Here is a 9,917-nt window from a genome sequence, read left to right on the forward strand (position 1 = left end):
GATTGTTTTTTTAGTTAATAGTTTCTTTGATATGATATCTTGGTTCGCTCTCTCTACTTCTTAGTACCAATTCGGCTAAGAAGCCAGCCAAAAAGAACTGAGTTCCTATAATCATGGCTGTAAGAGAAAGGAAAAATTGAGGCCTGTTAGTGATGAGCCTTCCTGTAGGGTCTATAAAAAGTTTGTCAACCCCCAAGTAAAAGGCCAAGCAAAAACCAATGAAGAACATCAGTACCCCTAAGGCACCAAAGAGGTGCATAGGTCGCTTGCCAAACTTAGAAAGGAATCCGATAGTCAATAGGTCTAAAAAGCCGTTGATAAACCGTTCTATTCCGAATTTGGTACTACCATATTTGCGAGCTTGGTGCTGAACTACTTTTTCGGTAATGCGATCGAATCCTGCTGATTTGGCCAGTACAGGGATGTATCGGTGCATCTCCCCACGGACATCGACTGTCTTGATGACCTCCTTGCGGTAGGCTTTCAGCCCACAGTTGAAGTCGTGTAGGGTAAGGCCAGAGACCTTGCGAGCAGCCCAATTGAAGAGCTTGGACGGGAGATTCTTGGTGAGCTTGTGGTCATAGCGCTTCTTTTTCCAGCCAGAGACCAGGTCATAGTGTTCCTTTTCAATCATCTGATAGAGGGCGGGTATCTCATCGGGGCTATCCTGCAGGTCGGCATCCATGGTGATGACTACCTTTCCTTCGGCTCTTGCAAAACCCGCATTGAGAGCTTGGGACTTCCCATAGTTCCTTAAAAAGCGTAGGGCTTTCACATGCCTATCAGAAGCACATATATTCTGGATCACTTCCCACGAATGATCGGTAGAGCCATCATCTACAAAAATGATTTCATAGGAGAATTGCTCCTTGGCCATCACCTTCTGTATCCACTGGTGTAGCTCGGGTAAGGATTCTTCTTCGTTGAATAGCGGAATGACAACCGATATCTGCATGGATTTGTTTTTAAGTTCTATTTAAAATTTTGAAAAATGAACTTCCCAATAGGGAAATAACTAAGCCAAAAAACATATTGGAGACTACCGATAGGTTGAATTGTATCCAAGGTAATTTGTTTCGCTCCATATCTTGTTGCATCTGAGCTATAGACTGAGGGTCGGCTGAGGGGAATTGTTTTTGGTAGGCTTCCAATTGTAAGTGATTGACCATATCCAAGTGGTTAGGGTCTATGTATTGGATAAAAATAACCCAAAATACTCCAGCAATAATAGCAAAGAGAATAGAGATACCCAGTCCTATTTTTATCATTTGGCGGAAACTACGTTCTTTGCTTAGGTAAATACCTAAAAAAATAAAAAAGGTAAGGAATAAAATAGGTAAGATGCCGAAAGCAAATATAGTCAAAGAGGCTCCATTGTAGGCTTGTAGTTGATGCTGAAGTAGGGTGAGGGCTATGGATACACCACCCATCATACTTCCATACTTGAGCATGAGGTTTCGGTGTTTCTTCATAGTGTTTTTGTTTTCTCGGCCATGGTTTGTAGCAGCTTGGTGATAGGGCTTTTTACCACCAAAGCCAGCATAGGATTGAACTCACCTTCGAAGGTATAGACTACTTCAGAGTGTTGTGCAGAAGTAGAAGTTAGGGCTATACTAAGAGTAAAGGGGAGCTTTCCCTCAGGCGCTCCATATACGAGTTCAGAGGTAGGAGTAAGTTTCTTTTTCTCCAAGAAAATCTCGGGCATCCCCTTCAGGCTAAAGGAAAAAGAGGTGTTGTCCTCGGAGGACGAGAATTGAGCCAAGTTCTCAGGCATGAGCCTCTGGAAGAGGGATACATTCTCTAATTTCTCATAGACAGTCGCTATAGGAAGGGCTACCGATACAGTAGGGGAGGTGATTTTCATACTAATTCCATTTATCAGGGGCTAAGCGCCACTTAGCCAGGGTTTCTATCTCTTGTTGGGATATATAATCTCTGTCTTTGGCCTCTTCCAAGAGGGCATCGTATTGGCTGAGGGTATCTAAGGTTATATTCTCTTGAGAGAAATTCTCTTGAGCGATATCGAATAGGTAGGAGAAAATAGCTACCATCCCCAATACTTCCACTTGGTGAGCTTTTAGAGCTCTTACTGCTCCTATACTACTCATACCAGTACTGATGAGATCTTCTATGACTACTACTTTATCCTCAGGGTTGAAGCTGCCTTCTATTTGGTTGCCGCGCCCATGCTTTTTAGGTTCTGGGCGTACATATACAAAGGGCAATCCAAGCCTATCGGCTACGAGCATTCCTATACCTATAGCTCCTGTGGCTACTCCGGCAATGAGCTGTACCTGAGGGTATTTCTCCTTGATAAATTCGCTCATAGCAAGAGCTACTTTGTTTCGAGCCTCAGGATAGGATAGGAGCATGCGATTGTCACAATAGATGGGAGACTTCCACCCTGAAGCCCACGTAAAGGGAGCCTTAGGGCTGAGCTTAATGGCATGAATATCAAGCAGCGTTCCTGCTATATCCTTGGCTATAGTAGCGGATATTTTCATAACAATTATAATTTTTTCTTGACAGCTACCTCTTGGAAGGCTTCTATGACATCGCCTTCCTTGATATCGTTATAGTTCTTGATCTGGAGACCACAATCATACCCTTTGCTGACCTCTTTTACATCATCTTTGAATCGCTTGAGCGAGGAGAGTTCTCCGGTGTAGATTACTACATTCTCACGCAAGAGGCGTATCTTGGAGTTACGGTATATTTTTCCATCAGTAACCATACAACCAGCGATAGTACCTACCTTAGAAATCTTGAAAAGTTCACGAATCTCTACTGTACCGGTAACTTCTTCTCTCATTTCAGGAGAAAGCATACCCTCCATAGCAGATTTTAGGTCATTGATAGCATCATAGATGATAGAGTAGGTACGGATATCGATTTCCTCCTTCTCGGCCAAGGCACGAGCATTGGACATAGGTCGAACATTGAACCCAACGATGATTGCATTGGACGCTGAAGCCAAGAGTACATCGGACTCGGTGATGGCACCCACTCCCTTGTGAATAATAGATACTTGGATCTCTTCAGTGGAGAGTTTTTGGAAGGAATCGGTAAGAGCTTCTACGGATCCATCCACGTCCCCTTTGAGGATAATATTGAGTTCCTTGAAGTCTCCAAGGGCTATACGGCGACCAATTTCGTCCAAAGTGATATGTCGCTGAGTACGTACGGACTGCTCTCTGAGGAGTTGGGTACGCTTGGCAGCAATTTGTTTAGCTTCTTTTTCGTCCTCGAATACATAGAACTTATCTCCTGCCTGTGGTGCTCCGTCTAATCCTAAGATGGTTACAGGGGTCGAAGGGATGGCTTCTTTGACACTCCTTCCACGTTCGTCATGCATAGCACGAATCTTACCAGAATGAGTACCCGCCAATAGGTAATCACCTACTCGAAGAGTTCCCTCCTGTACCAGTACAGTGGAGACATATCCGCGTCCTTTGTCCAGCGCAGCTTCCACGACGGTACCCAAGGCATGTTTTTTAGGATTGGCTTTTAGTTCCAAAATTTCAGCTTCCAAAAGGACTTTGTCCAATAGGTCACTGACTCCTATTCCTTGTTTGGCAGAAATGTCTTGAGACTGGATCTTACCTCCCCAATCTTCTACCAAAAGGTTCATATTGGCTAAGTGTTCTTTTATTTTTTCAGGGTTAGCGGTGGGTTTGTCTATCTTATTGATAGCAAATATAATAGGTACATTAGCAGCCTGAGCGTGGCTAATGGCTTCCTTGGTTTGAGGCATGATATCGTCATCGGCAGCGATTACGATAATAGCAATATCGGTAACCTGAGCCCCACGGGCACGCATCGCGGTAAAGGCTTCGTGTCCAGGGGTATCCAGGAAGGTAATACGCTGTTTACTTCGTTTAAGAGTTACAGAGTAGGCGCCTATGTGCTGGGTGATACCCCCACTCTCTCCGGCAATAACATTTTCATTGCGGATATGGTCAAGTAGAGAGGTTTTACCATGGTCTACGTGACCCATTACAGTTACAATAGGAGCACGTGGTACCAAGTCCTCAGGGCGATCTTCCTCTACAGGAATAGCCTCATCTATATCGGCAGTGGAGAACTCTATTTGATAGCCGAACTCATCGGCTACGATGGAAAGCGTCTCTGCATCCAAGCGTTGGTTCATGGTTACAAAGATACCCAAGGACATACAAGCTCCGATGACTTTGTTCACAGGGACATCCATCATTGTAGAAAGCTCATTTACCGTAACAAATTCAGTTACTCTTAGGATAGTGCTTTCTTTCTCTTGTAGAGCTTGTTCCTCCTCAGTCTTATGGCGGTGGCTATCGCGTTTTTCCTTACGATACTTAGCCCCTTTGGATTTGATAGATTTCCCTTGTAGCTTTTCTAAGGTTTCACGTACTTGTTTTTGTACTTCTTCCTCAGTAGGTTCAGCTTTTACGAAAATCTTATTTTCTTTTTTCTTTTTGTTTTTATCCTTGTTGTTATTGACGGCGTTGTTATTGCCATTCTTTTGAGCATTAGGATTGGCCGGATTTTCTTTTTCAGAAGAAATACGTTTGCGCTTGCGCTTAGCTTGTTTGTCCAAGGCGGCGCCATCCTTGTTTTTATCCTTGCCGTTCTTTTTCTTTTTAGGCCGTTCGAACTGAGACAAGTCTATTTTTTCACCTACGAGCTTAGGGCCTGTCAGCTTGGTGTACTTAGTTTCTATAACACCTGGTTCAGGCTCAGTCTGGGGCTTTTTCTCTTCTTTTTTAGCAGCATCTTTGGAAGAGGGGACGGGCTTACCAGAGAGGAGTTCTTGACTTTTTTTCTTGAAATCCTTTTCTTGTTTTGAGATAGGTTCTTTAGAGTCCTTCTTATCCTTATGGTTGTGTTTGTCTTTGTTTTTTTCGTGCTTGTCAGGATGTTCCTCATGTGCAGATTGCTCTACCTTCACCTGGGAGTTTTTCTCTTTGGTAGAGGCTATAGGAGCTGGTTCCTCTGCAGATGGGGCAAGAGTTTCCTCAGGGGCTTCTTTCTTAGGTTGGTCTAAGTCGATCTTACCTACGATTTTAGCTCCTGGTACACTTGCTTTTGCACGAATAATCTCCTGTTCCTTCTGAAGTCTTTCTTTTTCCTTGCGCTCTTTTTCTAAGAGTTCCTGTTTGATAGCTTCTTTTTCTTTGCGTTGTTCCTCAGTAATCTCTTTGGAGGTTTCTCGACTTTTCTTGTCAGAGCCAAATTCTTTGTCCAACAGCACAATCAGGTCTGCTGGGATTTTTGTATTTGGATTGACATCTTCTATGGTGTGTCCTTTCGATTTGAGAAATTCAACCACTCTGTCGGTAGAGATGTTGTATTCTTTTGCTGCTTTATTTAATCTTTTATCCTCGGCCATAAATTTTTCTAAGCTCGTTTTGTTTTTAAAATGTGTGTTGGTTTGTGTATATTTGTATATATTGTTCTATGGTAAATATATTAGTTTTCGAATTCTTCTCTAAGAACACGCAATACTTCTTCGATAGTTTCTCGCTCTAAGTCTATACGTTTTTCGAGTTCTTCCGCGCTGTATTCTAATACACTCTTGGCAGTATCAAGTCCTATACGGCGGAATTCTTCGATAACCCAAGGTTCTATATCGTCCTCGAATTCGGAGAGTTCTACATCCTCTTCAGCCCCTTCCCTGAATACATCTATCTCATAACCAGTAAGGAGGCTAGCTAAGCGTATATTGCTTCCGCCCTTACCAATAGCTTTGGATACCTCTTCAGAAGCTAATAATACCTCGGCACGCTTGGTTTCCTCATTGACAGTGATAGAGGTAATTTTGGCAGGGGCAAGAGCTTTGCTGATAAAGAGGTTGGTATTGCTTGAATAGCTGATAACATCGATATTTTCATTGCCCAATTCGCGAACGATGCTTCGGATACGCGCTCCATTGACTCCCACGCAAGCCCCTACAGGGTCTATACGGTCATCATAAGTATCTACAGCTATTTTGGCTTTTTCTCCAGGGATACGAGCCACTTTCTGGATGGTGATAAGTCCATCGGCAATCTCGGGTATCTCTTGTTCGAAAAGGCGTTCCAAGAATACAGGAGAGGTTCTTGAGAGAATGATAGAGGGTTTATTTCCTTTGAAATCAACCGATTCTATGATACCCTTGGTTGTTTCTCCTTTTTTGAAAAAGTCAGAAGGAATCTGTTTGTCTCTGGGAAGGAGAATCTCATTGCCTTCGTCGTCCAAAAGAATTACAGTTTTTCCTTTGATATGGTGTATCTCAGCGGTGTATATAGTTCCTATAAGTTCTTTGAACTTTTTGTAAACAGTATTGTTGTCATACTCATGTACTTTGGAAATAAGGTTTTGGCGCAGGGCTAATATAGCACGGCGGCCGAGCTGACTTATCTTTACTTCTTCAGAGACTTCTTCTCCAACCTCGAAATCGGATTCTATCTTGAGGGCTTCACTTAGGGGGATTTCAGCATTGGGGTTCTCTACCATTCCATCGTCCACGATGATACGGTTGCGCCATATTTCTATATCTCCCTTGTCAGGGTTGATGATGATATCAAAATTCTCATCAGAACCATATTTTTTCTTTAAGGCTGTTTTGAACACCTCGTCCAAAATAGACATAAGGGCTTCACGGTCTATGAGCTTGTCGTCTCTAAATTCTGAAAAGGATTCAATTAAGTCAAGATTATTTTCCATAGAGTATCTAAAATTTTATTTTTAATGTTGCTTCTTTTATCTCTTCTATAGGGAGAGAAAATTGTTCGGTTACAGTTATTTTTCCTTTTCCTTGAGGTTTGGGTTGGCGAGAGGTGACCTGTAGGGTGACCTTTCCATCACTTACCTCTTGGATCACACCTATATGGGTAGCTGTAGCTGTCTTTACCTCTACTTCGCGACCTATATTTTTGGTATATTGTCTCTCTTGGGTCAGTGGAGCGAATATGCCAGAGGAACTTACTTCAAGGGAAAAATCCTCCTCTTCTCGGTCTAAATTATGCTCAATAGCGCGACTTAGAGCGACACAATCGTCAATATTTACCCCATGATCTCCATCCACAATCACTTTAATAAGGTTGTCTTTTCCAATGCTATATTCGATAAGAAATAAGGAAGGATTTTCTTCTAAGTGCTTATCAATCAGCTCTTTTACTTTTTCTTTTAAGTTCATATTATTATAAAAAAAGAGGACTTAACTGCCCTCTACCTCTTTAATTACCAATTCCGTGTGCAAATGTACAACTATTTATTAAAAAAACAAATAATTCTTAGAAAAAAATTTTTTATGTTAGAATTTTTATTTTTTGAGGTATCTATTTAGCTACATACTAATTGACTTTGGGAAACGGGAGAACGCTCTACAATTCTTTTTATTAGATTGTTAAAGATAGTCTCTTTGCTCTGTGAGCGATTAATTCTAAAACTATACTTAGCTAAATAGCGGTCTATATTAAACTCTGAAACCCAAGAATATATACCTCAAATCCTCTCCTTCACCGATGCCAACGGCAACGACACCACCAAAGAACAGGTAGAAGCCAATTACCGCCAAATAAAGTTAGATATCATTGAAATTATTGAACGCGAAAAAGAACGCATCACCAACGACCCTGAGCTAAGGCATTTGGTGGAGAAGGAGGGAGAATAAACAAAAAAGGCTATCCGCTTGACTTTGAACTGGATAACCATATTCTCTCAATAGCAAGGTTCATTTTTATTAAATAAACAATGAGGAAATCGAACATCTATGGAATCGCTTAATTGGTATGCTTTAATGCTATCTATTTTTCCATTTTCATTATAATATTTCCATTCGCCGTATTTATAGTGGTTCACAACTTTTCCTTCTTCTCTTATTTTACCTTCTTTATAGTAATAATCCTTCCAATAACCATTCCCATTTGTAAAATATGTCTGATATAATATTTGTCTATCTGTATTATATACTATATATTTTCCCGCCATTTTACTTTTCTTATAATAGATTTCTTTTAAAGGCATATCTGGATTTATTGTATATATGCCTTCTAAATATCCATTTATGATTTTAATACATTCAAGTTCAATTCTTTTATTATCTATATAAAACCATTTATATATATGATAGTCAGAAGGTACTATTGTATCATTTACACGTAGGAATTTTCCGTTGCTATTAAAATAATAATCTCTAACAAAATGATCTACACTTATGTCATACCCTGTAGCTCTCCTATCTATAATAATTACATATTCAGGAGGCAACCTATATATTATTATAGGTTTGCAAGCACAAAAGGTAAAAAAAACAGATATAATAATTTATTTTTTGGCATAATATTTCTTAGTTTCACTTTGCATTATATCAATCTGATATTTATTAAAAAACTTCTGATCATTGTGATCATAATCCAATTTATAGGATAATGGGTGAGTAGATTATTCATTGTTCTATCTTGTTTTATTTTGTTTTGCAAAGGTAAGGGTTTTTTATTTAAGGTTAATAGTCTTCCCAACCATATTTTCTATATTCAGGAGCAGGAGAAAATTCAGCTGCACCCCAATCTAAGTCTCCTGAGCAAGGGATGCGACAAATGCCCCAATTAGCTACTTTTTTAACTCCTGTCTTATAACTTGTCCAAGTCCCTACAAATTGGTTGTTTCTATAGTCATCTGAATATTCTTCAATATCATCAAATAAAAACACTCCTTTATTGTTAATATACCATCTTAATAAAACCTTTCCTTCAAAAACACCAGTAGCTGATAATTTTTCATCTTCTCTAAAATAATAATCTGCAATGATAATTCCTTGTGATTTTATTTTCCCCACCATATCATCCTCTAAACCTTTAGAATGCTCTGCAAAAAAATATACATGTTTGATTTTTATATCTCCTTCAAACAATCTTACATTTTTACCAACTTTTGTTTTCCCTTTTGCTATATAAAGACTATCATTTGTTGTTGATTTTTCTATTTTTAGAAAATTAATCTCTAATCTTCTTTTAATCTTTATATCAATAAACCCAATATAAGGAATAACCCCATAAGGAAAAGATGGTTTAGAGAGCATTGAACTTATATCAATGTTCCCTAAATCAAGTCTTCCTTTGTTACCAAAACCGCCATTTAAATAGCCAATCTCTTCCTTAATAAAATCTTCAAAATCACAATGTTCTTGTGCATTAGATATGGTATCAGATATGGTATCAGATTCGATACTTAATAATTCATTTTGTGGATCTTTTTCAGTGTTATTATTAACAACATTTTTACAAGAACTCACTGTCCCTATTAAAAATAAACTAATAAGTAATAATTTCATATATTGTTTTTTGTTTTTTCATTTGTTTTTTAAGATATTTATGCAATATAAAATAGAATTTACCTTTGTGTTATTATTTTTATTCCATTAACTTGATAATCAAAAAATTTAATTGAGGTGTCAAAGTATTTTCAGAGTGCAAATATATGAAATTATTTTAACACCTCAATTATAATTTATTTAAAAGGCGATATAAGTATGGGGTGGCTTGCCCTTTATATATATAATCATATTCATAGTCATCTTCATCTACCCTTTTATAGATAGTTAAGTTGTTTGTTAAAGAAGAATAATTAATTTTAAAAACTTTTGCTCCATCTTTGTAGATGAGAACACTTATATTAAAATGATTTAATAAAGCTCTTTGATGATAAAAACTTTTCTTTTGTTTTAATTTTTGGCGTAATATTTTTTCTTGTTTGTGGGTTAGTTTTTTGGAAGATAACTCCTCAAAAATATCCCTGTCATGAGAACCAATCTCTGACAATTCTTTATCTCTATAATAGTATCTTTTTACAATAATACTATCCGTTTCACCTAAATAAACTTGTGCCTTTACGGAAAATGTAAGTCCAAAAAGTAATAATGTGATTATAATATGTTTCATTTTAAAGAATAATATAAA

General features: G+C 38.6%; 10 protein-coding genes and 2 pseudogenes. 1 reads left to right on the forward strand and 11 read right to left on the reverse strand.

From position 1 onward, the window contains the following. Positions 1-10: 10 nt before the first annotated feature. From CAPGI0001_RS10165 to CAPGI0001_RS12815, 8 genes and pseudogenes are all read right to left on the reverse strand, one after another. Positions 11-955 (reverse strand): glycosyltransferase family 2 protein, encoded by a 945-nt coding sequence (locus CAPGI0001_RS10165; protein WP_002669416.1) that lies wholly within the window; start codon positions 953-955, stop codon positions 11-13. 10 nt (positions 956-965) lie between these two features. After that, the gene (locus CAPGI0001_RS10170) at positions 966-1,472 is read right to left on the reverse strand and encodes a DUF4199 domain-containing protein (protein WP_002669477.1); all 507 of its coding nucleotides are present in this window, start codon (positions 1,470-1,472) and stop codon (positions 966-968) included. Beyond that, a complete protein-coding gene (locus CAPGI0001_RS10175; RefSeq protein ID WP_002669574.1) occupies positions 1,469-1,864 on the reverse strand; it encodes a hypothetical protein in 396 nt (131 codons plus the stop codon). The genes CAPGI0001_RS10170 and CAPGI0001_RS10175 overlap by 4 nt, the downstream gene beginning before the upstream one ends. A 1-nt stretch (position 1,865) precedes the next feature. After that, complete coding sequence (gene pyrE / locus CAPGI0001_RS10180; protein WP_002669599.1) at positions 1,866-2,504, reverse strand: orotate phosphoribosyltransferase; 639 nt, start codon at positions 2,502-2,504, stop codon at positions 1,866-1,868. Between the two features lie 5 nt (positions 2,505-2,509). Next, complete coding sequence (gene infB, locus CAPGI0001_RS10185; RefSeq protein ID WP_002669436.1) at positions 2,510-5,368, reverse strand: translation initiation factor IF-2; 2,859 nt, start codon at positions 5,366-5,368, stop codon at positions 2,510-2,512. A gap of 80 nt (positions 5,369-5,448) precedes the next feature. Then, positions 5,449-6,684, reverse strand: a complete 1,236-nt coding sequence (gene nusA / locus CAPGI0001_RS10190) for a transcription termination factor NusA (protein ID WP_002669396.1) — start codon at positions 6,682-6,684, stop codon at positions 5,449-5,451. Between the two features lie 7 nt (positions 6,685-6,691). Continuing rightward, positions 6,692-7,156, reverse strand: a complete 465-nt coding sequence (rimP, locus tag CAPGI0001_RS10195) for a ribosome assembly cofactor RimP (protein WP_002669555.1) — start codon at positions 7,154-7,156, stop codon at positions 6,692-6,694. Between the two features lie 146 nt (positions 7,157-7,302). Further along, positions 7,303-7,464: pseudogene (locus tag CAPGI0001_RS12815) on the reverse strand (IS1595 family transposase); the annotation flags it as partial. Here CAPGI0001_RS12815 and CAPGI0001_RS13570 point away from each other — a divergent pair. Beyond that, a pseudogene (locus CAPGI0001_RS13570) lies at positions 7,442-7,633 on the forward strand (hypothetical protein); the annotation flags it as partial. The pseudogenes CAPGI0001_RS12815 and CAPGI0001_RS13570 overlap by 23 nt on opposite strands. Positions 7,634-7,680: 47 nt before the next feature. On the opposite strand, the gene CAPGI0001_RS10200 reads toward CAPGI0001_RS13570, so the two are convergent. The 3 genes from CAPGI0001_RS10200 to CAPGI0001_RS10210 form a co-directional block, all read right to left on the reverse strand. Continuing rightward, positions 7,681-8,229: a toxin-antitoxin system YwqK family antitoxin gene (locus tag CAPGI0001_RS10200; RefSeq protein WP_002669556.1), complete on the reverse strand. Its 549-nt coding sequence runs from the start codon at positions 8,227-8,229 to the stop codon at positions 7,681-7,683. A 235-nt stretch (positions 8,230-8,464) separates the two neighbouring features. Next, on the reverse strand, positions 8,465-9,292 hold the full coding sequence (locus tag CAPGI0001_RS10205) for a hypothetical protein (RefSeq protein ID WP_002669562.1): 828 nt from the start codon (positions 9,290-9,292) through the stop codon (positions 8,465-8,467). Positions 9,293-9,461: 169 nt separating this feature from the next. Further along, positions 9,462-9,917: hypothetical protein (locus CAPGI0001_RS10210; RefSeq protein ID WP_211205501.1), on the reverse strand; the 456-nt coding region annotated here is incomplete at its 5' end.

Origin of the sequence: Capnocytophaga gingivalis ATCC 33624 (assembly GCF_000174755.1) — a bacterium.
Classification (GTDB): domain Bacteria; phylum Bacteroidota; class Bacteroidia; order Flavobacteriales; family Flavobacteriaceae; genus Capnocytophaga; species Capnocytophaga gingivalis.